Genomic DNA, 25,036 nt, shown 5'->3' on the forward strand with positions numbered 1-25,036 from the left:
ATTTATTACACAAATAAAGGCAATGGTCAGGGAAGTACTGAGCTAAACGATAGGCCTTCATTATATGAGTTTTACTCGCCTTATTTATTTGCTCTTGATCTTCGTTGTCGCATGGTGCGGTTATTACCTACTGACCCCAAAAGGCAACGACGCAATTCAAGTAGCACCAGATTCTGAACTGCCCATGTTCAGTGGTACTGGACTGGAAAACATCACCTATGGTGAAGATGGTGTCCGCAGTTACATCATCCGCTCTACGAACTTAGACCATTATGCTAAGAGTGGAGATACCATTTTTAATAACCCGACTTTGATGGTTTACCGTGAAGGTAGCGTCATTGAATGGAAGGTGACGGCCACAAGAGCCGTGTTAGATGAAGACCAAGTCTTAACGTTATATGACAAGGTCTTAATGCAAAATCTTCTGCCTGGTGCGAGCTTTGATACCATGGCAACAGACAAGTTAGTCATTAATCTAACTAATCGTGATTTTAAAGCCGATCAACAGGTCATGTTGGTTGGGCCACAATTTGAAACTACTGGAGGCGCAATGCAAGGCAACTTAAAGCAGCATACCGCAACTCTGACAGACGAAGTTCAAGGTCGATATGAAACCGTTACACCTTAGCCTACTGGCACTGGTATTGGCGGCGCCTCAAGCGCTGGCACTTAAGTCGGATACTCAACAACCGGTTTACATTAACTCTGACACCCAACAGGTGGATATGAAGAGTAACCAGGTTATCTTTAAAGGCGATGTATCTCTTAAGCAAGGTAGCATCAATATCGATGCTGATAGAATCGTGGTAACGCGCGATCCTAAAACCGAAGCCATCAAACAGATTCAAGCATTTGGTAAACCTGCCAAGTTTTCTCAGCTGATGGACGATGGTAAGACACTGAGTGGTCAAGCTGTGGAGCTGGATTACCGTATTTCTACAGACGAACTGACCATGAAAGGTCAAGCGCAACTGGCACAAGACAACAACACCATTAAAGGTTCTTCGATTCGTTACCAAATTGGTAAACAAAAGCTAGTCGCTGATAGCTCTAAGGAAGAGCGCGTTACGACCATTTTGCAACCCAATCAGATAGAGAACTAATATGGCAGTACTGAGTGCGAAAAACTTGGCGAAAAGCTACAAAAAACGCAAAGTCGTAACCGATGTTAGCTTGGAAGTTGAATCTGGTCAGATTGTTGGGCTGCTAGGCCCAAACGGCGCAGGTAAAACCACCTCGTTTTATATGATTGTCGGCTTGGTGCCACGAGATGAAGGCACCATTACCATTGATGATAAAGACATCAGTATTCTGCCGATGCACAGTCGTTCGCGTCTCGGGATTGGCTACCTTCCGCAAGAAGCGTCGATTTTCCGTAAGCTGTCGGTGGAAGATAACATCATGGCCGTACTCGAAACTCGTCAAGAAATGACACGTGAAGAGCGCCAAGATAAGCTGGAAGATTTGTTGGAAGAATTCCACATTCAGCACATCAGAACCAGTGCGGGTATGGCACTATCGGGGGGTGAGCGACGCAGAGTGGAAATCGCTCGCGCTTTAGCAGCCAACCCTCAATTCATTTTGTTGGATGAACCTTTCGCTGGTGTTGACCCAATCTCGGTTAATGACATCAAGAAAATCATCGAGCATCTACGCGATCGCGGCCTCGGAGTGTTAATCACTGACCATAACGTGCGTGAAACACTGGACGTATGCGAAAAAGCCTATATCGTAAGCCAAGGGCACCTAATTGCATCGGGAACTCCGGCAGAAGTTCTCAATAATGAACAGGTGAAACAAGTTTATCTCGGCGAACAATTCCGTCTATGATTATATTAGGAACGGTAAGATTCTGAGCATTACAAGGTAAGTAACACTGAATGAAACCTTCATTACAACTCAAGCTAGGTCAACAGTTAGCCATGACGCCACAGTTGCAACAAGCGATTCGCTTACTGCAACTGTCGACACTCGATCTTCAACAGGAAATCCAAGAAGCCTTGGATTCAAACCCATTATTGGAAGTTGAAGAAGGCCAAGATGAGCCTCTAGCAAACGGTGAAGATAAATCAGCGGTCGAGACTGCTGATAGCAACAGTGCTAACGAACCAGCAGACATTGACGTTCCAGACAGTTCAGACGTAATTGAGAAATCAGAGATCAGCTCTGAACTTGAAATCGATACCACTTGGGATGACGTCTACAGCGCGAATACCGGTAGCACTGGCTTAGCTCTTGATGATGATATGCCCGTCTACCAAGGCGAAACCACGGAATCATTGCATGACTACCTAATGTGGCAGCTTGACCTGACACCATTCAGTGAAACCGATCGTACGATTGCATTAGCGATTATTGACGCTGTTGACGACTACGGTTACCTAACCCTATCGCCTGAAGAAATTCATGAGAGCTTCGATAACGAAGATATTGAGTTAGACGAAGTAGAAGCCGTTCGTAAACGTATTCAGCAGTTCGATCCGCTCGGTGTGGCATCACGCAACTTACAAGAGTGCCTACTGCTACAGCTAGCGACTTTCCCAGAAGACACACCGTGGCTTGCTGAAGCCAAAATGATTCTTGCGGATCATATTGATCACCTGGGGAACCGTGATTACAAGCTCGTTATTAAAGAGACTAAGCTGAAAGAAGCCGATCTCCGTGAAGTCCTCAAACTTATCCAGCAGTTAGATCCTCGTCCCGGTAGTCGTATCACACCGGATGATACCGAGTACGTAATTCCAGATGTGTCCGTTTTTAAAGACAACGGCAAATGGACCGTTTCTATCAACCCAGATAGCGTTCCAAAATTAAAAGTAAATCAACAATATGCTCAATTAGGCAAAGGCAATAGCGCGGATAGCCAGTACATCCGCAGCAATTTGCAAGAGGCAAAATGGTTAATTAAGAGCTTAGAGAGTAGAAACGAGACGCTACTCAAAGTTGCAAGATGTATTGTTGAACATCAACAAGATTTCTTCGAGTATGGTGAGGAAGCCATGAAGCCAATGGTACTAAATGATGTAGCCTTGGCAGTGGACATGCATGAATCCACGATTTCTCGTGTAACAACACAAAAATTTATGCATACACCACGTGGCATTTTTGAATTGAAGTACTTCTTCTCTAGCCATGTTAGTACTGACAACGGCGGAGAATGTTCGTCAACAGCAATTCGCGCACTCATTAAAAAACTGGTCGCAGCAGAGAATACTGCTAAGCCATTGAGTGATAGCAAGATTGCTGCTCTTCTGGCTGACCAAGGGATTCAGGTCGCGAGACGTACGATAGCCAAATATCGAGAATCCTTGGGAATTGCCCCTTCAAGTCAGCGTAAACGCCTATTATAAGGCACTAACTGAAAAGGAAAGTCTATGCAAATCAATATTCAAGGCCATCACGTTGATCTTACCGATTCAATGCAAGACTATGTAAATTCTAAGTTTCAGAAGCTCGAAAGGTTCTTCGACCATATCAATCAAGTACATGTTGTACTAAAAGTTGAAAAAATCACTCAAATCGCGGAAGCTACGCTTCATATAAATCAAGGCGAAATCCACGCATCAGCTGATGACGAAAATATGTATGCCGCGATCGATTCGCTGGTAGATAAATTGGTTCGCCAACTCAATAAGCACAAAGAAAAACTAAACAGTCATTAATCATGCAACTGAGCGAAATACTGTCATTGGACTGCACCAAGAGTGCGGTCCACTGCACGAGTAAAAAACGCGCCCTTGAAATGATCAGCCGCATCGTGGCTGATCAAACGGGCCAAGATTCTACCGAACTGTTCGAGTGCATGCTCAACAGAGAGAAAATGGGCAGTACTGGTATCGGAAACGGTATTGCGATCCCACACGCTAGAATGCAATCGAGCGACAAGGCTATTGCTGTCTTGCTGCAATGTGATGAAGCAATTGAATTCGATGCGATTGATAATCGACCTGTCGACCTTCTTTTTGCGCTCCTTGTACCAGAAGAACAGTGCAAAGAGCACCTCAAGACTCTATCCTCTATGGCAGAACGTCTGAGCGATAAGCAAGTATTGAAACTACTGCGCAATGCTCAGAGTGATGAAGAACTTTACGACATCATGATTCACCAATAAGCAGGACGGACATCATGCGACTAATCGTGGTTAGCGGGCACTCAGGTGCCGGTAAGAGTATTGCGCTGCGCGTACTGGAAGACTTAGGTTATTACTGTGTTGATAACCTCCCAGTGAATTTGCTGGACGCATTTGTTCACTCTGTTGCTGACAGCAAGCAGAATGTTGCGGTAAGCATTGATATTCGCAATATCCCTAAAAAGCTAAAAGAACTGACTGGTACACTGGAGCAGTTGAAAACAGAGCTTGATGTGACCGTGCTTTTCTTGGACGCCAATAAGGAAACGCTACTCAAACGCTACAGCGAAACACGCCGAATCCACCCTTTATCTTTAGGTGGCACCTCTCTCTCCCTTGACCAAGCCATCGAGCGTGAGAAAGAAATTTTAACGCCACTTAAAGCGCATGCCGATCTTGTACTGAACAGCAGTGGACAATCTTTGCATGAGTTGAGTGAAACCGTGCGTATGCGTGTTGAAGGCAGGGATCGCAAAGGGCTTGTTATGGTATTTGAGTCTTTTGGCTTCAAATATGGCCTGCCTTCCGATGCCGATTACGTATTCGACGTTCGCTTCTTGCCCAACCCACATTGGGAACCAGCGTTGCGCCCTCTTACGGGTTTGGATGCCCCTATCGCCGCATTTTTGGAGCAGCACCAATCGGTGTTAAGTTTGAAATACCAAATTGAAAACTTTATAGAGAATTGGTTACCTCTGCTCGAGAAAAACAACCGCAGCTATTTGACCGTTGCAATAGGTTGTACCGGTGGTAAACACCGTTCGGTGTACTTAACTCAGCAAATCGGTGAGTACTTCGCCAATAAAGGACACCAAGTGCAAATTCGCCATACCTCACTAGAGAAAAACACTAAGGAGTAGCTGTGGAGTTAAGTCGTAAAGTATTGATTCAAAATCGCCTTGGCTTACATGCTCGCGCAGCCGTCAAACTGGTCGAACTGGCCCAGAGCTTTGAAGCGGTCATCACTATCGACAATGAAGAAGACAAAACCGCCACAGCAGACAGCGTAATGGGTTTATTAATGCTTGAGTCTGCTCAAGGACAGTACGTCACAATCCACGCTGCGGGTGAGCAAGCAGAAGAAGCACTGGATGCCGTTTGCCACTTAATCGAAGATAAATTTGATGAAGGCGAGTAATTTACTCGCTTTTTTATTACCTCTCACTCTCCTTCCCCTCACTGCTCCAAGAAATAAATTTGCTTAGTATCATAAGTTGTTATTAAAAGGCGCCTAGAATTAAGTTATTATTCAACGCATTGTAAATATCAGGAATTGGGAGGAATGAATGGCAGAGCAAATTGAATTCGACCAAGCTCACCAAGCCCTCCAAGAAGTCACAGAAGCGCTAGAAAATGGCCGCTTCGTCCATGTTCGTCGTCAGTTACAGGACATGGAACCTGAGGATATCGCTCACCTTTTAGAAGCCTCTCCACGAAAAAGCCGTGAAGTTCTCTGGCAACTCACCGACCCTGAAGACTACGGTGAAATCCTCGACGAACTGAACGAAGACGTCAAAGATAGTCTCGTATCCAAAATGGCACCAGAAGCGCTTGCAGAAGCGACAGAAGGCATGGATACCGATGACGTGGCTTATGTACTGCGTAGCTTGCCAGACAACCTGTCACGCGAAGTCCTGTCGCAAATGGACTCCTCTGACCGTCTGCGTGTCGAAACCGCCCTGTCCTACCCAGAAGACACCGCAGGTGGGCTGATGAACACCGACGTTATCACGATTCGTGGTGACGTAGATGTGGACGTGGTTTTACGTTATCTGCGTATGAAAGGTGAACTACCAGAAGCAACGGATGCACTTTATGTCATTGATGAAGAAAGCAAACTGATTGGTGAACTACCCATTACTCTGCTGATCACGACCCAGCCTGATGTCAAAATTGTCGACATCATGGAAGATGCTGACGAAGCGATCACTGTCGATACCAGTGATTCAGATGTTGCTAGTCTGTTCGAACGTCGTAACTGGGTCTCTGCTCCTGTCGTAGACGAGAATCAGCATCTCGTTGGCCGTATCACTATCGATGACGTAGTTGACGTTATCCGTGAAGATGCCGAGCACTCGATGATGAGTATGGCAGGTATGGACGATGACGAAGATACCTTCGCACCCGTTGTAAAATCAGCTCGCAAACGTAGTATCTGGCTTGGGGCTAACGTGTTGGCCGCACTCGCTGCCGCTTCTGTTTCTAACATGTTTGAAGCCACGCTAGACCAGATGGCGGCCATTGCCGTATTGATGACGATTGTTCCTTCCATGGGTGGTGTCGCTGGTAACCAAACCGTCGCACTAGTGATTCGTGGTCTTGCTCTTGGTCATATCGGTGACTCGAACAAACGAGAACTGTTGATGAAAGAAGCCTCGATCGGTTTACTCAACGGCATCATGTGGGCGCTGATTATTGGCGGCATTGTTGTCGCTTGGAAAGGTAACTGGATGCTAGGGGGAATCATTTCCGCAGCGATGCTGACCAACTTATTGGTCGCTGGGGTTGCCGGAGTAACGATTCCAATCCTCTTAAAGAAAATGAACATCGATCCAGCTTTAGCTGGTGGTATGGCGTTAACGACCGTAACGGATGTAATTGGTTTATCAGTATTCTTAGGGCTTGCCACAATACTGATTACCTAACTGCAAAAACTAAAAAGCCTGATGAACACATCAGGCTTTTTTAATTCTGAATTAGGAAAGCTTACTCACCCGCAACTTTCATCGCATCCAGTAAGATTGAACCCGTTTGAATTTGCGAGCGCGTTTCAACGTCGCTACCTACGGCAACAATCTTATTGAACATGTCTTTTAGATTACCAGCAATGGTAATTTCCGATACTGGGTATTGGATTTCGCCGTTCTCAACCCAAAAGCCTGCAGCACCGCGAGAGTAATCACCTGTTACCACGTTCACGCCTTGTCCCATCACTTCTGTCACTAGAAGACCAGTACCGAGCTCTTTAAGCATTTGTTCGAAGTTTTGGCCTGTCGATTTCACGTACCAGTTGTGGATGCCACCAGCGTGACCTGTCGGCGCCATCTTCATTTTACGTGCGGCATAACTGGTTAACAGGTAAGTCGCTAGCACACCGTCAGTGATGATCTCACGATCTTGAGTGTACACGCCTTCGCTATCGAAGGGGCTTGACGCCAAACCACGTAATACATGTGGACGCTCCGAGATATTGAACCACTCAGGAAGCACTTGCTTACCAAGGTGATCAAGTAGAAAAGAAGATTTACGGTACAGGTTACCACCGCTGATCGCCATAACAAGGTGACCAATCAAGCCAGTTGCAACATCAGCGGCAAACATGATTGGGTATTTACCTGTCTTTAAGCGCTGCGCATCTAAGCGGTTAATCGTATTCTCTGCCGCCTTACGACCCACTGTTTCTGGTGTCCATAAGTCATCGCGATGACGTGCCACTGTGTAGCTGTAATCACGCTCCATTTCGCCATTTTGACCAACGCCAATCACACAACAGCTGGTACTGTGGCGGCTAGACGCATAGCTTGCTAATAAGCCATGGCTGTTACCATACACTTTTACACCGTAGTGGCTATCATAACTCGCGCCATCACTTTGCTTGATTGCACTGTCATAACTTAACGCTTCTTTCTCAGCGGCGATCGCCACATCGGCAGCATAATCGGGATCAGGGGCGTCTGGGTGGAAAAGATCAAGCTCAGGGATCTCTTGCACCATGTATTCTTTGGCTGCGGGCCCTGCAAATGGATCTTCAGATGTGTAATGTGCAATATCCAGCGCCGCAATAACGGTTTGCTCGATAGCAGCTTCACTTAAATCAGACGTGGAAGCACTGCCTTTACGTTGACCTCGGTAAACGGTAATGCCCAGCGCACCATCGCTGTTGAACTCGACATTTTCTACCTCGCCCATGCGAGTAGATACACTTAAACCAGTGCTTTTGGTAATTGCGACTTCGGCGGCGTCAGATTTTGCCGATGCAAGCTTTAAGGCTCTTGCGACGGCTTGCTCTAGCTCGGTACGTTGCTCAGCAACCTGCTGTTTAATATCCATTGTCTTTCACATCTTGTCTTTGATGAACAATAGGATAACAAGAATTTCGCTTTCTCCCCACGATTCTTGTTAAAATAGTCATAATATTAATCAAAACACAGGCAACTGAAATGGCACGTAAGAATCAAAAAGCGCCATGGGAACCAGAAGAAGAGATCATCTGGGTAAGCAAATCCGAGATGAAGCGAGACATGGAAGAACTGCAAAAGCTAGGTGAGGAGCTTGTCGGCCTCAAACCTGCAGTTCTAGAAAAGTTTCCATTGAGCGAAGACCTGCGAGAAGCAATTGCAGACGCACAACGCTTTAAAAACGAAGCACGTCGTCGCCAATTACAACGTATTGGTAAGTTGATGCGTTATGAAGATCCAGAGCCAATCCAAGCGGCGTTGGATAAGATTCGTAACAAGCACTCTCAATTAACAGCGGTATTCCACAAGCTTGAAGCATTGCGTGATCGCGTGGTGGAAGAAGGCGACAAAGCCATTGATGACGTAATGGAAATGTACCCAGAAGCGGATCGTCAGCGTCTACGCCAATTGGCTCGCCAAGCAGCCAAAGAGAAAAAAGCAGGGAAACCAGCAAAAGCGTACCGCGAAATCTTCCAGATCCTAAAAGGTCTCAACGAAGAAGAGTTTTAATTCGACGGCTCGATTCCAACGAGCATTCAATTAACGAAAAAAGCAGACATGATGTCTGCTTTTTTTATCTTTTACTTAAATGTCAGCGTTACACCAAGCGATTAATACGCTCTCCGCGCTCGAAAGCGTCAATGTTCTCAATCAAGATTTCCACTAAACGTTGAATCGAAGAGTCACTGCCCCATGCAACATGCGGTGTCAGTAACAAATTAGGTAAACCCATATTGGCAATCAGCGGATTGCTCTCATCAGCTGGTTCTTGGGTAAAAACATCAAAACCAGCCGCAGCAATTTCTCCCTGTTTTAGGGCATCCACCAGCGCTTGCTCATTCACCAAGCCTCCACGCCCCGTATTAATTAGAATGGCGTTGGGCTTCATTTGTTGCAACTCTGCTTGACCAATCAAATTCTGAGTATGCTTGTTGAGCGGACAGTGCAAAGTCAACGCATCAGAGCGTTTTAACACTTCCTCAAACGGCACATAACCAGGTCGGCATTCTGATGCACCTTTACGCTCAGCAAAGATCACCTGCATGCCTAGCGCATCAGCTAACTGTGCTGTCGCTTGCCCTAAAGCGCCGCTGCCAATAACACCTAGCGTGCTACCACCTATATCCCCGATTGGGTGCGTAAAAAAGCAAAACTGCTTATTACGCTGCCATTCGCCAGCGGCAATATCTTGATGGTAACCAAATAAATTTCGGCGTAAAGCAAACAGCATCGCAATCACGTGCTCGGGCACCGAACGCGTCGCGTAACCACGTACATTGGCAACCGCAATATTATGCTTAGCACAGTAGTCCACATCGACGTTGTTAAAACCAGTCGCGGCAACCGCGATCATCCGCAATTGTGGTAGTTGCTCTAATATATTTTGGTCAAGCAGGACTTTATTGCTAATCACGATATCTGCACCTGCTAACCTTTCTATTACCTGCTCTGGCGCGGTTAAGTCGTACTCACGCCAGTAGTGCTGAAAGCTAGGTCGTGGGATCTCAATATGTTCTGGGATGGTCGCACGGTCCAAAAATACGATGGTCGGCAAAGACATAACAACTCCTTGTTCACGGCTGAAAGACAGGATACATCAACCACAGTAACGAAATAGCGAACTAGAAAGAACCGTTGTTGACTGCGGTTGGCATTAAGGGTGTGGCAACGTTTTATAATCAGGCAATGTACGTTCTGGCGAAAAATAGTTAAAGATCGCCGCCTCGGCTTCAGGATAAAAGTCACAAGGTACAAAAATACTACTCAGCTGATCCGTGGCTGGGTGATAAAAACTTAGCTCCGCAGCGTGCAACTCTAAACGTTCTGAAAACTGATACGCCTCTTCGCTTGCATAAAACTCATCACCCACAATCGCATGACCAATCGCCATCAAATGCACGCGTAACTGATGCGATCGACCAGTAATGGGCAGTAGTCGCACAACGGTCGTATGGGTGCCATCTGGATGCACTTCACGCTTCACCACTTGGAATAAAGTTTGAGATGGCTTGCCGTCGTCGAAGCATACTTTTTGTCGCGGACGATTTGGCCAATCACAAATTAATGGAAGGTCAATATTCCCTTCTTGCGGCTCGACATGCCCCCAAACACGTGCGTAATACACCTTGTGGGTGAGACGATATTGGAACTGCTTTTTTAATGCTCGCTCCGAAGGTTTGTTTTTCGCCAGCAGCATCAACCCTGATGTCGACATATCCAAGCGATGCACTACTTGGATTTCTGGATGCACTTCCTTGAGGCGGCTCCACATGCTGTCGTAATGCTCTGCAAGTCGACCAGGAACAGACAGTAACCCAGATGGCTTATTCACTGCCAGAATGTCGTCATCCTCAAAAACGATATCGACCCAAGGATCGGTGGGAGGGGTATATTCAAGCATTGCCATGGGAGATCTCTACAAAATAAAAACGCCGCGATTATATACCCAAATAGCACCCAAATGCAGGGTGCTGAAGAAAAGTTCAAACCAATAAAACAAAGTCAATCCTTTAGCATAAAAACTAAAAATAGCACGTTGTAAATTTAGTTTGACAACAAGACGCATAACTGAATAGAGTGCTAGATGCACACAGCATGATATTCGCAAAGAATACTTAAAATAAATACATCAAAACACAGCATTTAAAAGATATTACCGTTGCGCAGTATAGGGCGAGCGCTCAGCTTGTCATGTACTGCGGTATGTATCTCTTTAGAAAGATACATAAGATAAAAAGGACAATAAGCAATGGACTCCGCCGTTATAGATAAACCCCAATCCAAACTTTCCTTATTTTTTCGTTCGCTAGGCCCCGGCATATTAATGGCATCTGCTGCGGTCGGTGGCTCTCACCTCGTCGCATCAACCAAAGCTGGTGCGATTTATGGCTGGCAACTGGCGGCGCTGATTCTGCTCGTAAACCTGTTTAAATACCCTTTTTTCCGAGCGGGCGTACAGTACACCATGGGGACAGGGCTCACCTTGGTTGAGGGCTACGCGAAATTAGGTCGGCCTTATCTATGGCTATTTCTATTTCTGAGCGTGGTCTCAGCCGTAATCAATACCGCCGCTTTGTTGATGTTTAGTGCTAGCTTGCTGGGCTACTTCATTCCGTTTTCACTATCAATGGCATCACTCAGTATCATTGTGATTGTCACCTGCCTGATCATATTATTTGCTGGCCATTACAAAGCGCTCGATAAGCTATCTAAGGTGATCATGTCGGTGTTAACCATCGCGACTTTACTCGCCGTTTCTATCGCCTTTGGTAACCCTGTTGAGCAAGTGGCCAACTTCGAGCCACCGTCACCTTGGTCGATTGCGGCAATTGGCTTTATCGTCGTAACAATGGGCTGGATGCCAGCACCGATAGAGATCTCCTGCTTGACCTCTGCGTGGTTAAAACGCCAATCAAGTCAGCAAGAAGTAACATACCGCTCTGCCCTATTTGACTTTAATGTCGGTTATATTGGCACGGCTTTTCTTGCCATTATCTTTGTATCGTTAGGTTCTTTGATGCTCTATGGTTCTGGCGTTGCACTTGAAAGCTCAGGCGTTGGCTTCTCCCATCAATTGGTTGGCTTATATGCGGCGACGATTGGCGAATGGTCTCGTTATTTGATCGCGGTAATTGCGTTTTTCTGTATCTTTGGCAGCACGATTACCGTTATTGATGGCTACTCACGCGTTATTTCTGACTCTCAACGTCTACTGCGCTCACAACCAGACACTAACCCTAAAGCCACATCAGCGATCATGCTGGTGGTCGCCTTACTTGCATTAGGTATTGTGGTTTTCTGGGCTTCTGCGTTATTGCCTATGCTGAACTTTGCGATGATCCTCGCCTTTATGACCACGCCATTCTTTGCTCTGCTAAATTACACATTAGTAAGCAAAACCGAGTTACCTGAGCCTCTGGCTGTTGGACCTAAACTGAAGTGGTTGTCGATTGCAGGCCTGATTTACTTGTTTGGCTTCTTGGCTGTGTTTATCTGGTGGAAGTGGTTGATGTAAATGAGGTAGCTATGAGTGAGTAATGCATTCCGCATAAAGAAACTAAACCGCAAATAAAGAAAAAGGTCTTCAACTGAAGACCTTTTTTTAATGAACAATAAATGCTTACTTAGTTGTGGCTCACCACAATCAAACGTAGCGAGTCGAGCTGCACTTGAGCTTGGTTGATGTAACCAGTGAGCTCCTTAATTTGCGCATCAATGGCTTCAATTTCTTCGTCACGAATATTTGGGTTTACCGCTTTCAGTGCTTGCAAACGCTCAAGTTCTGCATTCAAGCTATGCTGCATATCTTGATGAGCTTGCTTGCGTACTTCCTCAACCTTAGCTTCGATAAGATTGTCCCCCGCTTCGATCAAGCGGTGTACGTCTTTCTGTACCGACGTGACCAACTTGCTGCCTAAGTGACGGTTTACAGGGCTGAGCTGGCGGTTAAAGCTTTCAAATTCCACTTGAGCAGACAAATCATTACCACGCGAGTCCATCATCAAACGGATTGGCGTTTTCGGTAAGAAGCGCGCGATACCACTGCGTTTTGGCGCTTGCGCATCTACCGCGTAAATCAACTCAAGAAGAATAGTCCCGACTGGTAACGCTTTGTTTTTCAGTAGAGATACCGCAGACGTACCCACCCCTTCACTCATCAGAAGATCGATACCACCTTGGATCATTGGGTGCTCCCAACTGATAAAGTGCATGTCTTCACGAGATAAAGCCGTATCACGATCAAACGTGATCGTCGCTCCTTCGTATGGCAGACCTGGGTAGCTTGGTACCATCATGTGCTCAGATGGGGTCACAATCAGTGCGTTTTCACCTTTGTCGTCTTGGTTCAAGCCAATCGTATCAAAAAGAGAAAGTGCGAAGGTGACCAAATTGGTATCGCCGTCGGTTGATTCAATTTTCTCAACGATTTGTTGTGCTTTTTCTCCGCCATTTGAATGCATTTCTAACAGGCGATCACGGCCTTGCTCCAATTGGGATTTCAGCTCTTTATTCATTCTTGCTGACGCTTCAATGATCTCATCTAGCGTGCTGGTGTCACCAGAAGCAAGGATTTCAATCAGATCATCAGAGTACTTATCATAAACGGCACGGCCTGTTGGGCAAGTTTCTGCAAAAGCGTTTAAACCTTCATCAAACCAGCGAGCAAGAATGGCTTGCGAGGTACCTTTCAGGTAAGGAATATGAATGTCGATGTCGCGGTTTTGGCCGATACGGTCCAAACGACCGATACGTTGCTCAAGCAAGTCAGGATTGAACGGCAAGTCAAACATGACTAATTGGTTGGCAAACTGGAAGTTACGACCTTCAGAGCCGATTTCACTACAGATAAGAACCTGTGCACCACCTTCTTCTTGCGCAAAGTAAGCGGCTGCTTTGTCACGCTCAAGGATCGACATACCTTCATGGAAGACGGTCGCACGAATGCCTTCACGCTCACGCAGTGCTTGCTCCAATTGCAGAGCCGTACTTGCACGAGAGGCAATCACCAGAATTTTCTCGCTGCGCTTCTCCTTTACCTTTTCAAGTAACCAATTCACGCGCGAGTCAAACTGCCACCAGCTTGCGTCATCGCCTTCAAATTCTTGGAAAATTTCTTCCGGGTAAAGGTTCTTCATCGCACGTGCTTCCGAACTCATCTTACCGCCGATCATCCCAGCAACACGCATTGACGTGGTGTATTGCGGTGGAATATCCATTGGCATCAGGTGCACGTTACGCGCAGGGAAGCCTTTGATAGCCGCACGTGTGTTACGGAACAGAACTCGTCCCGTACCGTGACGATCCATCAAGTTGTCGATCAACTCTTGGCGCGCTGACGCTTTCGCTTCTTCGTCCGCTTCACTTTCGATAATGCGGAAAAGTGGTTCTACGTCTTGTTCAGACAACAACTCAGTAATCTGGTTTTTCGCTTCATCAGGCAGTTTTTCACCAGAGAAAAGTGAAGTAATCGCATCCGCTACAGGTGCGTATTGCTCTTCTTCCTCGACAAACGCTTCATAATCGTAGAAACGGTCAGGATCCAGCAAACGCAGACGAGCAAAGTGGCTCTCACGACCAAGCTGTTCTGGCGTTGCCGTCAGTAACAACACTCCAGGAGTACGTTCAGCTAAACCTTCTACCACTTGGTATTCACGGCTCGGTTTATCTTGGCTCCACTCAAGGTGATGCGCTTCATCGACAACTAATAGGTCCCATTCGCCTTCCAGTGCTTGTTCAAAACGCTTGCGGCTCTTGCGTAGGAAGTCTAAAGAACACAGCACGTATTGCTGGGTATCAAATGGGTTTTCTGCATCCGCAAAAGCTTCGATACAGCGCTCTTCGTCAAAGATAGAGAAATGCAGATTGAAACGACGCATCATCTCAACCAGCCATTGATGCTGCAGTGTTTCAGGCACCACAATCAAAATACGTTCTGCACGGCCAGACAGCACTTGCTGGTGAATGATCATGCCCGCTTCGATGGTTTTACCCAAACCAACTTCATCCGCCAGTAATACGCGTGGCGCGTGGCGACGGCCAACTTCGTGCGCGATGTAAAGCTGATGAGGGATCAAACCAGCACGCATACCACACAAGCCACGCATTGGGCTCTTATGCTGCTCAAACTGGTTGGTTAGCGCACGGTAACGCAGAACAAAGTTGTCCATTCGGTCGATTTGACCGGCGTACAACTTATCTTGAGGTTTATTAAAACGAATTTGGTTGCTCAGAAAAATCTCACGCAGAACAACGGCGGTTTCTTGCGTGTCTTCACGAGTACCGAAATAGGTGTATAGACCTTCGTCTTCCAGTACTTCTTCAACTTTTAGAGACCAACCTTCTTGGCAGTCGATGACATCACCAACATTAAAGGTGACTCGGGTAACAGGTGCATCGTTACGTGCGTAAACTCGGTTTTCCTCTGACGCTGCAAACATCAATGTCACAGTACGAGCATCCATTGCTACAACGGTACCTAAACCTAAATCGCTTTCCGTATCGCTAATCCAGCGCTGCCCCAAAGCAAATGTCATGAATTGACTACCTCGTTATTAGTTCTTGATTCGTGTTTCTTGTTGGTCTACTCATGCCCGTAGGCATGGATAATAGTTTAGATCTGATTCTGGCTTCTGCTATGCCGATAGCATTCGTCATTCCAGTATGAACTGAGTATTTTTAAGCCAGCTCAACATGATAAATCGGACGTAGCCTATACGCAGAAAAAGGTCGCTAATCTTACTTGAAGCTGTGATTTAGGTCACGCCGAAACCGCATCAAGCGGAAACTTTTTTTCCCAAACTATAAATGCAATCAAATTGTAAAATACTCATGCCAATTATTAAGTTGTAGAACGTAAATATTACGTATACTTCTAGTGAGGGGCGTTTAAAACCATTGCATATGATTTAAGCGCGTTAGTACACGATTAGGATCAACACGGGTTTGCAGTAAGTTGTCTTGCTACTCGGTTGCACACTAACCGACATCAGCCCGACAACCTCTATTGCAAGCAATCAGAGTTAGGCCGCTTCACACCTATTTGAGAACGACCTAACCACTCGCATGCAGAGCCGTATTACGGCAAGGAGACGCTATGGGCGATACCGATCGGAAACTGTTTGTACTTGATACCAACATTCTTCTTCATGAACCCTTTGCCATCTTCTCTTTCCAAGAACACGATGTCGTTATCCCCATGACCGTGTTGGAAGAACTCGACCGAATCAAAGACAGCAAACGCGATGTCGCAAGAGACGCTCGCGTGGCTATTCGCGCTTTGGAAGATTTGTTTAAAGAAGCAACGCCCGATGAAATTTCTGAAGGTATTCCTGTTTCTAAAGACAGCCCCGACCAAGGCACCATTTCCATTTTGGCGGATTTCGAACTGCAGGAAACCGTCAAAGCCTTCGCCGACAAAGCCGGTGACAACCGCATTCTCAATGCGGTGCTTTATCTGCAAAACAAACGAGCACCACGTGAAGTGGTACTGATCACGAAAGACATTAACATGCGTCTGCGCGCCAAAGGCGCTGGCGTACGTTTTGTTGAAGACTACCGAACCGATCAACTGATTGACGACATTCAATACCTCACCAAAGGTTTTCAACTGCGTGAGGGGGACTTCTGGAGTGATATTGAGGAAGTGGAAAGTTATGCGCTGGGCGGAAAAACCTATCACAAGCTCAGTCGTGAACCTTTTGAACCAACCTTTATTAACCAATATGTGATTGATGAAGACAGCGACTTTGCTGGCCGCGTGGAAACCATCAATGAAGACAAATTAACGCTACTCGACCTGAGCCGCGAACGCATGATGCACCGTAAGGCTTGGGACATCACACCAAAAAACATCTACCAAGGAATGGCGTTGGATGCCTTACTTGACCCGGATATTGACCTGGTGATTTTAACCGGTGCCGCTGGTAGTGGTAAAACGCTATTAGCCATGGCAGCAGCACTGGAGCAAACCATTGAAAAAGGCATGTTCGATAAAATTATCGTGACGCGTAACACGCCAGACATCGGTGAATCCATCGGCTTCCTACCCGGCTCAGAAGAGGAGAAAATGATGCCGTGGTTAGCGGCGGTGACCGACACCTTGGAAGCGCTACATAAACACGATCACTGCACTGAAGGCTCATTGAAGTACATCTGCGATAAAGCCAACATTCAGTTTAAATCGATCAACTTTATGCGTGGCCGTTCTATTCAAAATGCGTTTGTGCTGCTTGATGAGTGTCAAAACCTCACCGCTTCACAAATCAAAACCATCATCACCCGCTGCGGCGAAGGAACCAAAATCGTCTGCTCCGGTAACTTGGCGCAGATTGACTCCCATTACCTCACCCCTGTGACCTCTGGTTTGACCTACATGGTTGAACGCTTCAAGAACTTTGAAGGCAGCGCGAATATTCACCTTAACGGCGTGGTTCGTAGCCGCTTGGCAGAGTTTGCCGAAGAGAACCTTTAGTCGACATCGACTCACAAAAACAAAAGAGCGCTCTAATGAGCGCTCTTTTTAAGTCGGTTAGATACGGTTACTCAGTACCACCCACCGTCAGTGAATCCAATTTCAAGGTCGGCTGACCAACGCCAACTGGCACACTTTGTCCAGCTTTACCACATACGCCAACGCCCTTGTCGATACTTAAGTCGTTACCAACCATCGATACTTGCTGCATAGCTTCAATACCAGAGCCAATCAACGTCGCCCCTTTAACTGGGCGCGTAATTTTGCCATTTTCAATTAAGTACGCTTCCGATGCGGAGAACACAAACTTACCCGAAGTAATGTCCACCTGACCGCCACCAAAGTTTGGCGCATACAACCCTTTCTCGACCGTCGAGATGATTTCTTCTGGCGTATGTTCACCTGGTAGCATGTAGGTGTTGGTCATACGCGGCATTGGTAAATGTGCATAAGACTCACGACGACCGTTACCTGTTGGGTTCACACCCATTAACCGCGCGTTTAGCTTGTCTTGCATGTAACCTTTCAGCACGCCATTTTCGATGAGCGTGTTGTACTGGCCATTCACCCCTTCATCATCCACATTCAGTGAACCACGAAGGTCTTTTAATGTACCGTCATCAACAATGGTACACAGTGAAGACGTCACTTGTTGACCCATTTTGCCAGAGAAAACCGAAGATTCCTTACGGTTAAAGTCACCTTCTAAGCCATGACCTACCGCCTCATGTAGCAATACGCCTGGCCAACCTGAGCCCAATACCACTGGCATCATGCCTGCTGGCGCGGCTTCTGCTTCAAGGTTAACCAACGCCATGCGAATCGCTTCGTCTGCATAATGGAAAGCTTGTTTCACACCATTGCTTTCCGTTAAAAAGAAATCGTAACCAAAACGGCCACCGCCACCAGCACTACCTCGTTCACGTCGTTCACCTTTTTGAGCGAGCACGCTAATAGACAAACGTACCAAAGGACGAATATCGCCTGCATAAGTACCGTCTGTTGCCGCAACAAGCATCTGCTCATGCACACCGCTGATGCTGATCGAAACTTCTTTAATCAATGGTTCTTTGGTGCGGATGTAAGCATCTAGAGACTTAAGTAATTCTGTTTTTTGCTGCTTTTCCCATTCAGCTAGTGGATTCACAGCCGCGTAGTACGCTTGGTTCTCCGTACGTTTAAACGCATGAACTTTGCCATTCTGCCCTTGTTGAGCAATACCGCGTGCCGCCATTGCACTCTGCTTCAGACCTTCAGGCTGGATTTGATCAGAGTAGGCAAAGCCGGTTTTTTCACCAGTTACCGCACGGACACCAACACCACAATCAATGTTAAAAGAGCCATCTTTGATGATGCTGTCTTCTAGAACCAGAGACTCGTGCCAGCTGGACTGAAAGTAAATGTCCGCATAATCGATCTGGCGTGTCGCAATGCTGGCAAGCGTGTCAGCAATGTCTTGTTCTGTCAGACCATTTGGGGCAAGGAGTGCCTGTTCTATTTGGTTTGTGCTCATAGTTAGCTCTTTTATTTCCGTCTCAATTCATTTTGAAAGCGACTGTGTTGAGTCAGCGGCATATTCTGCCTTACTTGTTGGCTTTGTGACAAATCTATCTCTGTCACCAATAAGCCTACTTCATCCTGAAGCTGTTTATGGATACGTCCCCAAGGGTCAACGACCATTGAGTGTCCCCATGTTTTTCGTCCACATGGATGCGTTCCAGTTTGTCCGCTCGCCAAAATCCAACATTGTGTCTCAACCGCTCTAGCTCGCAATAGTACTTCCCAGTGAGCTTGCCCCGTCACAGCAGTAAACGCAGCAGGCACCACAATGATATCCGCGCCTTCTTGGCGTAATACTTTATAAAGCTCAGGAAAACGAAGATCGTAACAGATGCTCAATCCAACGCTGCCGATATCGGTTTCCGCCACTACAATTTGATTACCCGCCATAAACGTATCCGACTCACGATAACTACCATAACCATCGGCTACGTCGACATCAAACATATGCAGTTTGTCATAGTGAGCAATGCATTTACCGTGCGGCGGCAATACAAGTGTTGTGGTCGTGACACCTTTTGCGGTTTGAATAGGCATGCTTCCGACAATCAGTGTTAACTGGTTCTTTCTTGCGATTTCAGAGAGCCGCTGTTGTATCATGCCACTCCCAAGTGGCTCTGCATGCTGATGGTACGCTTCGCGGTTGGCAAACAACACCGTATTTTCAGGGGTAAGGACAAGCTTGGCACCTTGCTTACTCGCCAAAGCACACTGTTTTTCAATAAAGTCCAGATTCGCAGTGATATCTGGACCCGATGTCATTTGAATAATGCCAACACGTTCCATGTGTTTCCTCCCTATTCCATTTTAGTCGGTGAGTTATTTCGCCTGTTCACGCAGCTTTTCTGGTAGTTTGTATTCACCTTTACTTCGCGAAATTTCTTTTACCGTTGGTGAGTCTAGTGGGCCTTTCACTTCATAATTGACTTGAGTGAAGACCTCAACCACCGGAGAAATCACTGTTGAGATGGCTAAAACATACAACGCGGTTTGTGGCGCTACTGCAAACGCGGTCAGCATTGGTAGGCCTGATGTGATGTCTGGGGTGAACTTCACTTCCGCATCGACCATTCTGCTGTTCATATTGGCGATGCCGCGGATCTGCATTTCTCCTGCTAACGCATCCATCACGATATCGTTGGTGATAAATACGCCATCTTGGATTTTGCCCGTGCCAGTGATCGAGTTAAACGCCATGCCTTTGTCGAATACGTCGGTAAAGTCGAGCTGCATCTTACGGATGATAGAATCCAAACTGAACAGGCCTAACAAACGTGCCGCACCACTGACTTCACTGATCACGCCTTTACCAAATTCCGTTGAGACATTCCCTTGCAAGGTTTGTGTCTTCATCGACCAAGGCGCGCCGTCCCATTCCATATTGGCGTTGATCTCAAATGGTGCCTGCTGAATACCTGATGTGATACCAAAGCGCTCCATAAGATCCGTGTTGTTATCACCTTTCATTTTCATGGTTAAGTTGGAATGGCTACTCTCTTTTGTCAGATCCCACCAACCGCTCATATCAATGCGGTTTTTGCCGCTGCTAAAGGTGATATTTTTCCACTCCAAACGGTTCTCGCGACGCTGCAAATCAACATTCACCTTCCCCACTTTGTAACCTTGCAACCAAAAATCATCGATGTTCAAAGTTAAGTTTGGCATCTCAGCGTGAAACTGGCGATCAAAATTGGTAATCAAAGGCGCGTTTTGATCCTCACTGGCAAAGAGCGAGCTACGCTCTTTGGTCATCTCTTCAAACCCTGGAATATACAGGTGCAAGTGCTCCAAAGAGACCGATAAGTCATACGGTTTCAGATAGTTAGCCTTACCTTTAACCTCTTGACTGTCCACATCGAGTTGCCAGCTCAAATTCTTTTTGCTTGCGGAGAAGTCCACATCATGAAACTCAATCCCACCAAGCTGCAAGTTTGGCGTTTCAACATCAATCCGTGTCGGCAATGGAATACTCGGCGTCTTCATGCTTGCCAGAACAGATGAGGATTGCTTACCTTCCGAGCCCTGAAGCAGCTCTGCCCACTGGTCTAAATTAAGCTCACCGACACGCACTGATGCATCGTGTCCGACAATAGGGCTGATCCTGAAACCACCTTTGCCGACCATTAAATGAGTCGCCGTCAGAACAGGTACCTCGCCAGTTATATCTATCTCGGTTTGATACTTAGCATTTGGGATCTGTAGTCTTGCTGAAATACTTTCTTGGTTGCCGGATGCCTGCAGTTTTGCTTGCCCGGACTCGCCAACTTGTTTCGCTAGCGGATAGGGATATTGACTCGCTAAACGATTTAGCTGCGCCAACACATCAAGTTGATAGGTGAAGCCTACATCATTAAGTTGTAAGTCAATGTCCATTTGCCACGGCGCATGCCCAGAAACAAGCTTTAACCAACGCTCACCAACATAAGGTTTGAGAGGCTCAACGTCCCAATCCCCTAATGTATTAATCGTCACATTGTAGCCCTGTTCCGCACTCTCACCACGAAAATCGAGGGAGATAGGCTGGGTAAGCAACTCTGCAGACAAACCCGATGTGGTGACCACATCATTATCGAAGTGGATACGCCCTGTGGCTTTCTCCAGCGTCATTGGCGGCGCTTCAATATCGACACGATTTTCTGTTAAATCGGCATAACCCCAAGCACGGGACTCTTTTTCAAAATCAAACGGAATGTTGAGCTGGAACTCAGAGTAAACCGGACCACTCACTTGCAGCGCCGTCAACGCTGCCCCGACCGAGTCCACCAATGGCGTCGCCATCATGTAGTCACGAACTTCATTGCCCGGCGCGCTCGCTTTGGCTTCAATCTCAATGTGCCCACCTTCCGCCAACTCAGGGATTCGCCCAGTAATACGCTTGGCATGAACACCATTTAGCGTGGCGGACTTTGAATCCAAATACATGGCATCATTTTCAAACAGTAAGTCCAGCTGCAGATCCGTGATGGTTGGCCACGCCGTATCAAAGCTAAATTTCGCGTCTTTTAAACCGACCCACGCCTGAAACATGCCATTATGAGCTTTGTAAGGAAAATCCCCTAACTCGCCATACCACAGCAGCTTAGCCGTATTCACTTTACCGCCTTGAATCGCAGTCGATAGGTAATCCGTTAAGTCTTGTCCAAGTGCCAGAGTCGGCAGGTAACGCCATGTTTCACCTGCGTTATAGAGATCTGCTTCAGCATAAAACGATAAAAATGGGCTTTGTTCTTTTGGAAAATCAAGACGGAATGCTCCTAGTACTTGAAGATCTGGTGTCGCTGCCGTCACTTTATCAGACCACAAGCGCCAGCCACTCTCATCTTGTTGCCAGATAATATCGACTTCACCTTGTTTGATATTCAGCGGAGCTTGAAATACGTCACCGTACGGAAATACATCATCAATGACGGTTACTTTCGCTTTGGCTTGATCTAAATCACCAGATACACTGCCCTGTACATGATGGAATCCTGGTAGCAGTTCCCATTGCGTCATCGCAAGCTCATCCAGTTCCGCGGAGTAGCGTAACGTATCTAAGCCACCGTTCATGGACAAGCGAACATCTTCAACTCGGCCTTTCGGTGCCAGTTTGTTGATAAGATCACTGGTCGATTCCGACTCTGGAGCCAATTTGATGAGCGGAATAAGTGCTTCGATATCGAGTTGAGAAAGGTTGAGCGTCCAACCATTCGGTTGCCAATCAAACGCTGCGTCTAATTCCGGCCAAGGGGTGTTGTCGGTTCGGATCCGAAGTGAGTGACCATTTACTTTCCAACCTTGTTTATCTGGTCGAAGATTGAAAATACCTGACTCGATAAACAGCTCATGACGACCGTTTTCATTCCACACCAGCTCAGAAGGCAACAGTTCAACATACGCATCATTCGGTTGGCTGTGTTTCAGCGTCAGCCAAGTGTTTAAGCTGACCTTACCCGACTCAGCACCCGACTCTTCTTGCATGTAAGTGGTTAACCAAGGCGTCACTGAGACATCTTGGGCACTCACGTAAAACTCACCAGACACATCACGCAGCGAACCATGGTCTTTAAAGTTAGCGCTCACTAACAATGAATTCAGACGAACATCGGCAATGTTCACGGTGCCTTCGGCTAAGTGATGCTTGCCTTGGTTGCTCCAACGGAGCTGCTCGATATCTAAACGGCGAGTCTCACCAGATACCGATTTATACCAAATCCGTGAGTCGGTAATGGTGAAGTCTTCAAACTGACGTAAAAGAAGTGAGTCGAGTTGGTCGATGAGCTTCACTTCGCTCTTGTCCACACTCGGTTCCTGCTCTTGACGACTAGAGGTCGGCAGAATGTCTACGGTGTGAATATCCAGAGCAAGGTTATGGATGGTGAGGTCAGCAACCACCGGTTTGAGTTGCAAAAGAGATTGAATGAGATCGAATTCAATTTGGATTTCTTCAACGGCAAAGCGTGCATCCTGAATATTCGGCAGATTCGCTTCTAAACCGATTAGCGCGATCGAGGGGTGATTATTGCGCCACGTCCCTGCGACATTGGCGATAGAAAAGTCAAAACCTGTGTCCTGCTTGACCCAGGTTTTGATCTCATCTTGGAAGTGGTTAAGTTGTGGCAATGTGACGCGCAGTGTGGTTACTAATATGGCTAATAACACCAGTACAGTAACTAAACTCCACGCACAAAAACGCCCAAAACGGTTAACACCAGAATTCACAAATGTTCCAAATTACATCATTACGACGTCAAACTGTTCCTGAATGTACAGGGGCTCAGCCTGAACTCGCACTTGCTTGCCAATAAATACTTCGAGCTCAGCCAATGCATGAGACTCATCACCCAACAGCGCTTCAGCAACAAACGGCGATGCGTACACAACAAAATTATCGGCGTCGTAAGCACGGTTTACACGAGTAATCTCGCGTAATATCTCAAAGCACACGGTTTCAACCGTTTTCACGCTACCACGGCCCTCACAAGTAGGACAGCCAGAACACAAGATATGTTCAATACTTTCTCGTGTGCGCTTACGCGTCATCTCGACTAAGCCGAGCTGAGTAAAGCCGTTGATGTTGGTTTTTACTCGGTCTTTAGCCAGTGCGGTTTCCAATGAGGTAAGCACTCGCTGACGGTGCTCTTCGGATGCCATATCGATAAAGTCAATGATGATAATACCGCCGAGGTTACGTAAACGCAGCTGACGAGCAATAGCTTGCGTTGCCTCAATGTTGGTATTAAAAATGGTCTCTTCAAGATTACGACGACCAACAAATGCACCAGTGTTGATATCGATGGTTGTCATGGCTTCAGTTTGATCGATGATCAAGTAGCCACCCGACTTTAGTTCAACCTTGCGCTCTAAAGAACGCTGAATTTCATTCTCGGTGTCGTACATGTCAAAGATTGGCTTGTCACCTTCGTAAAGCTCAAGCTTGTCTGTTAACTCAGGTACATACTCAGAAGTGAATTCTTTCAGGTTTTCATATTCGAGGCGGGAGTCGACCATGATTTTATCGAGTTCTGTGCCGACAAAATCACGCAGAATGCGCTGGGCTAAACCAAGTTCACCGTAAAGCGTTGAACGCGTTTTGTATTTTGAACGACGCTCCATGACTTTTAGCCACAAGCGCTTAAGAAATGCCGCGTCTTGAGAAAGCTCTTTTTCATCTGCGCCTTCCGCTGCGGTACGAATGATAAAACCACCGTGCTCATCACAGTAATGGTTCACCACTTTTTTCAGACGCTCGCGCTCTTTCTCACTCTCAATACGCTGCGAGACACCAACATGGCTGGCACCCGGCATAAAAACAAGATAACGTGAAGGTAAGGTGATATCCGTCGTTAAACGCGCGCCTTTCGTGCCGAGCGGATCTTTGACCACTTGTACAACAATGTCTTGTCCCTGTCGTACCAGCTCAGAGATATCACGGACTTGAAACTGCTGTTTTTCGTTCTCTGCCACACATTCGGTATGCGGGACAATATCTGACGCATGTAAAAACGCCGCTTTATCTAAACCGATATCGACGAAAGCCGCTTGCATACCTGGCAGTACTCGGCTGACTTTGCCTTTGTATATATTGCCCACAATGCCGCGACGCGATTCGCGCTCGATATGTATTTCTTGTAGTACTCCACCTTCAATCATGGCCACACGAGTTTCACTCGGGGTCACGTTAAGCAGCAATTCTGCACTCATGTGCACACCTCAAAA

20 protein-coding genes are annotated in these 25,036 nt (G+C 46.7%); 12 read left to right on the plus strand and 8 right to left on the minus strand.

Going from position 1 to position 25,036, the window contains the following annotated elements:
* Positions 1–64: 64 nt before the first annotated feature.
* The 9 genes from lptC to mgtE all read left to right on the plus strand — a co-directional run bounded on the left by lptC (position 65) and on the right by mgtE (position 6,774).
* On the plus strand, positions 65–628 hold the full coding sequence (gene lptC / locus ACHFJ9_RS20980) for an LPS export ABC transporter periplasmic protein LptC (protein ID WP_005396238.1): 564 nt from the start codon (positions 65–67) through the stop codon (positions 626–628).
* On the plus strand, positions 609–1,103 hold the full coding sequence (gene lptA / locus ACHFJ9_RS20985) for a lipopolysaccharide transport periplasmic protein LptA (RefSeq protein WP_005396239.1): 495 nt from the start codon (positions 609–611) through the stop codon (positions 1,101–1,103). The genes lptC and lptA overlap by 20 nt, the downstream gene beginning before the upstream one ends.
* A gap of 1 nt (position 1,104) precedes the next feature.
* The gene (lptB, locus tag ACHFJ9_RS20990; protein WP_005396240.1) at positions 1,105–1,830 is read left to right on the plus strand and encodes an LPS export ABC transporter ATP-binding protein; all 726 of its coding nucleotides are present in this window, start codon (positions 1,105–1,107) and stop codon (positions 1,828–1,830) included.
* A 50-nt stretch (positions 1,831–1,880) separates the two neighbouring features.
* Positions 1,881–3,350: an RNA polymerase factor sigma-54 gene (locus ACHFJ9_RS20995; RefSeq protein ID WP_395356196.1), complete on the plus strand. Its 1,470-nt coding sequence runs from the start codon at positions 1,881–1,883 to the stop codon at positions 3,348–3,350.
* Between the two features lie 24 nt (positions 3,351–3,374).
* Complete coding sequence (gene hpf, locus ACHFJ9_RS21000) at positions 3,375–3,662, plus strand: ribosome hibernation promoting factor (RefSeq protein ID WP_005381114.1); 288 nt, start codon at positions 3,375–3,377, stop codon at positions 3,660–3,662.
* A 2-nt stretch (positions 3,663–3,664) separates the two neighbouring features.
* Positions 3,665–4,111, plus strand: coding sequence for a PTS IIA-like nitrogen regulatory protein PtsN (ptsN, locus tag ACHFJ9_RS21005; RefSeq protein ID WP_005381116.1), 447 nt, complete (start codon positions 3,665–3,667; stop codon positions 4,109–4,111).
* 14 nt (positions 4,112–4,125) lie between these two features.
* Positions 4,126–4,989, plus strand: coding sequence for an RNase adapter RapZ (rapZ, locus tag ACHFJ9_RS21010; protein WP_006742353.1), 864 nt, complete (start codon positions 4,126–4,128; stop codon positions 4,987–4,989).
* A 2-nt stretch (positions 4,990–4,991) separates the two neighbouring features.
* Positions 4,992–5,267 (plus strand): HPr family phosphocarrier protein, encoded by a 276-nt coding sequence (locus ACHFJ9_RS21015; RefSeq protein WP_005396244.1) that lies wholly within the window; start codon positions 4,992–4,994, stop codon positions 5,265–5,267.
* Between the two features lie 148 nt (positions 5,268–5,415).
* On the plus strand, positions 5,416–6,774 hold the full coding sequence (mgtE, locus tag ACHFJ9_RS21020) for a magnesium transporter (protein WP_006742352.1): 1,359 nt from the start codon (positions 5,416–5,418) through the stop codon (positions 6,772–6,774).
* 61 nt (positions 6,775–6,835) lie between these two features.
* Here the strand turns inward: mgtE and pmbA are convergent, their stop codons facing one another.
* Entirely contained in the window at positions 6,836–8,179 is a 1,344-nt protein-coding gene (pmbA, locus tag ACHFJ9_RS21025; RefSeq protein WP_005396252.1) for a metalloprotease PmbA, read from the minus strand.
* 110 nt (positions 8,180–8,289) lie between these two features.
* Between pmbA and yjgA the strand changes: the two genes are divergently transcribed.
* The gene (gene yjgA / locus ACHFJ9_RS21030; protein ID WP_005396253.1) at positions 8,290–8,817 is read left to right on the plus strand and encodes a ribosome biogenesis factor YjgA; all 528 of its coding nucleotides are present in this window, start codon (positions 8,290–8,292) and stop codon (positions 8,815–8,817) included.
* A gap of 88 nt (positions 8,818–8,905) precedes the next feature.
* On the opposite strand, the gene ACHFJ9_RS21035 is transcribed toward yjgA, so the two are convergent.
* Both ACHFJ9_RS21035 and ACHFJ9_RS21040 read right to left on the minus strand, forming a co-directional pair.
* Entirely contained in the window at positions 8,906–9,868 is a 963-nt protein-coding gene (locus ACHFJ9_RS21035) for a D-2-hydroxyacid dehydrogenase (RefSeq protein WP_256955514.1), read from the minus strand.
* A 93-nt stretch (positions 9,869–9,961) separates the two neighbouring features.
* The gene (locus ACHFJ9_RS21040) at positions 9,962–10,714 is read right to left on the minus strand and encodes a pseudouridine synthase (RefSeq protein ID WP_104969831.1); all 753 of its coding nucleotides are present in this window, start codon (positions 10,712–10,714) and stop codon (positions 9,962–9,964) included.
* Between the two features lie 342 nt (positions 10,715–11,056).
* Here ACHFJ9_RS21040 and ACHFJ9_RS21045 point away from each other — a divergent pair, with 342 nt between their 5' ends.
* Entirely contained in the window at positions 11,057–12,322 is a 1,266-nt protein-coding gene (locus tag ACHFJ9_RS21045; protein WP_395356201.1) for an NRAMP family divalent metal transporter, read from the plus strand.
* A gap of 109 nt (positions 12,323–12,431) precedes the next feature.
* Here ACHFJ9_RS21045 and rapA read toward each other — a convergent pair whose 3' ends face one another.
* On the minus strand, positions 12,432–15,341 hold the full coding sequence (rapA, locus tag ACHFJ9_RS21050) for an RNA polymerase-associated protein RapA (protein ID WP_104970984.1): 2,910 nt from the start codon (positions 15,339–15,341) through the stop codon (positions 12,432–12,434).
* A 560-nt stretch (positions 15,342–15,901) separates the two neighbouring features.
* Here rapA and ACHFJ9_RS21055 point away from each other — a divergent pair.
* The gene (locus ACHFJ9_RS21055; protein WP_006742346.1) at positions 15,902–17,278 is read left to right on the plus strand and encodes a PhoH family protein; all 1,377 of its coding nucleotides are present in this window, start codon (positions 15,902–15,904) and stop codon (positions 17,276–17,278) included.
* A gap of 67 nt (positions 17,279–17,345) precedes the next feature.
* Here the strand turns inward: ACHFJ9_RS21055 and tldD are convergent, their stop codons facing one another.
* Genes tldD through rng form a run of 4 tightly spaced genes read right to left on the minus strand, consistent with a single transcriptional unit; the run spans position 17,346 to position 25,021 of the window.
* Positions 17,346–18,791, minus strand: coding sequence for a metalloprotease TldD (gene tldD / locus ACHFJ9_RS21060; RefSeq protein WP_047009150.1), 1,446 nt, complete (start codon positions 18,789–18,791; stop codon positions 17,346–17,348).
* An 11-nt stretch (positions 18,792–18,802) separates the two neighbouring features.
* The gene (locus ACHFJ9_RS21065) at positions 18,803–19,624 is read right to left on the minus strand and encodes a carbon-nitrogen hydrolase family protein (RefSeq protein ID WP_048626849.1); all 822 of its coding nucleotides are present in this window, start codon (positions 19,622–19,624) and stop codon (positions 18,803–18,805) included.
* A gap of 33 nt (positions 19,625–19,657) precedes the next feature.
* Positions 19,658–23,539, minus strand: a complete 3,882-nt coding sequence (locus ACHFJ9_RS21070; RefSeq protein ID WP_395356205.1) for a YhdP family protein — start codon at positions 23,537–23,539, stop codon at positions 19,658–19,660.
* 12 nt (positions 23,540–23,551) lie between these two features.
* Entirely contained in the window at positions 23,552–25,021 is a 1,470-nt protein-coding gene (gene rng, locus ACHFJ9_RS21075; protein WP_005381138.1) for a ribonuclease G, read from the minus strand.
* Between the last annotated feature and the right edge of the window lie 15 nt (positions 25,022–25,036).

Source organism: Vibrio sp. D3, from assembly GCF_043995865.1.
In the GTDB taxonomy this organism is placed as follows: Bacteria; Pseudomonadota; Gammaproteobacteria; order Enterobacterales; family Vibrionaceae; genus Vibrio; species Vibrio diabolicus.

Excerpts from the sequence above, each read along its gene's own strand:
- hpf (WP_005381114.1), top strand. The coding sequence starts at position 3,375 with ATGCAAATCAATATTCAAGGCCATCACGTTGATCTTACCGATTCAATG.
- ACHFJ9_RS21045 (WP_395356201.1), top strand. The coding sequence starts at position 11,057 with ATGGACTCCGCCGTTATAGATAAACCCCAATCCAAACTTTCCTTATTT.
- ACHFJ9_RS20995 (WP_395356196.1), top strand. The coding sequence starts at position 1,881 with ATGAAACCTTCATTACAACTCAAGCTAGGTCAACAGTTAGCCATGACG.
- ptsN (WP_005381116.1), top strand. The coding sequence starts at position 3,665 with ATGCAACTGAGCGAAATACTGTCATTGGACTGCACCAAGAGTGCGGTC.
- ACHFJ9_RS21065 (WP_048626849.1), bottom strand. The coding sequence starts at position 19,624 with ATGGAACGTGTTGGCATTATTCAAATGACATCGGGTCCAGATATCACT.
- mgtE (WP_006742352.1), top strand. The coding sequence starts at position 5,416 with ATGGCAGAGCAAATTGAATTCGACCAAGCTCACCAAGCCCTCCAAGAA.
- tldD (WP_047009150.1), bottom strand. The coding sequence starts at position 18,791 with ATGAGCACAAACCAAATAGAACAGGCACTCCTTGCCCCAAATGGTCTG.
- yjgA (WP_005396253.1), top strand. The coding sequence starts at position 8,290 with ATGGCACGTAAGAATCAAAAAGCGCCATGGGAACCAGAAGAAGAGATC.
- lptA (WP_005396239.1), top strand. The coding sequence starts at position 609 with ATGAAACCGTTACACCTTAGCCTACTGGCACTGGTATTGGCGGCGCCT.
- rapA (WP_104970984.1), bottom strand. The coding sequence starts at position 15,341 with ATGACATTTGCTTTGGGGCAGCGCTGGATTAGCGATACGGAAAGCGAT.
- ACHFJ9_RS21055 (WP_006742346.1), top strand. The coding sequence starts at position 15,902 with ATGGGCGATACCGATCGGAAACTGTTTGTACTTGATACCAACATTCTT.
- rng (WP_005381138.1), bottom strand. The coding sequence starts at position 25,021 with ATGAGTGCAGAATTGCTGCTTAACGTGACCCCGAGTGAAACTCGTGTG.
- ACHFJ9_RS21040 (WP_104969831.1), bottom strand. The coding sequence starts at position 10,714 with ATGGCAATGCTTGAATATACCCCTCCCACCGATCCTTGGGTCGATATC.
- pmbA (WP_005396252.1), bottom strand. The coding sequence starts at position 8,179 with ATGGATATTAAACAGCAGGTTGCTGAGCAACGTACCGAGCTAGAGCAA.
- lptC (WP_005396238.1), top strand. The coding sequence starts at position 65 with ATGAGTTTTACTCGCCTTATTTATTTGCTCTTGATCTTCGTTGTCGCA.
- rapZ (WP_006742353.1), top strand. The coding sequence starts at position 4,126 with ATGCGACTAATCGTGGTTAGCGGGCACTCAGGTGCCGGTAAGAGTATT.
- ACHFJ9_RS21035 (WP_256955514.1), bottom strand. The coding sequence starts at position 9,868 with ATGTCTTTGCCGACCATCGTATTTTTGGACCGTGCGACCATCCCAGAA.
- lptB (WP_005396240.1), top strand. The coding sequence starts at position 1,105 with ATGGCAGTACTGAGTGCGAAAAACTTGGCGAAAAGCTACAAAAAACGC.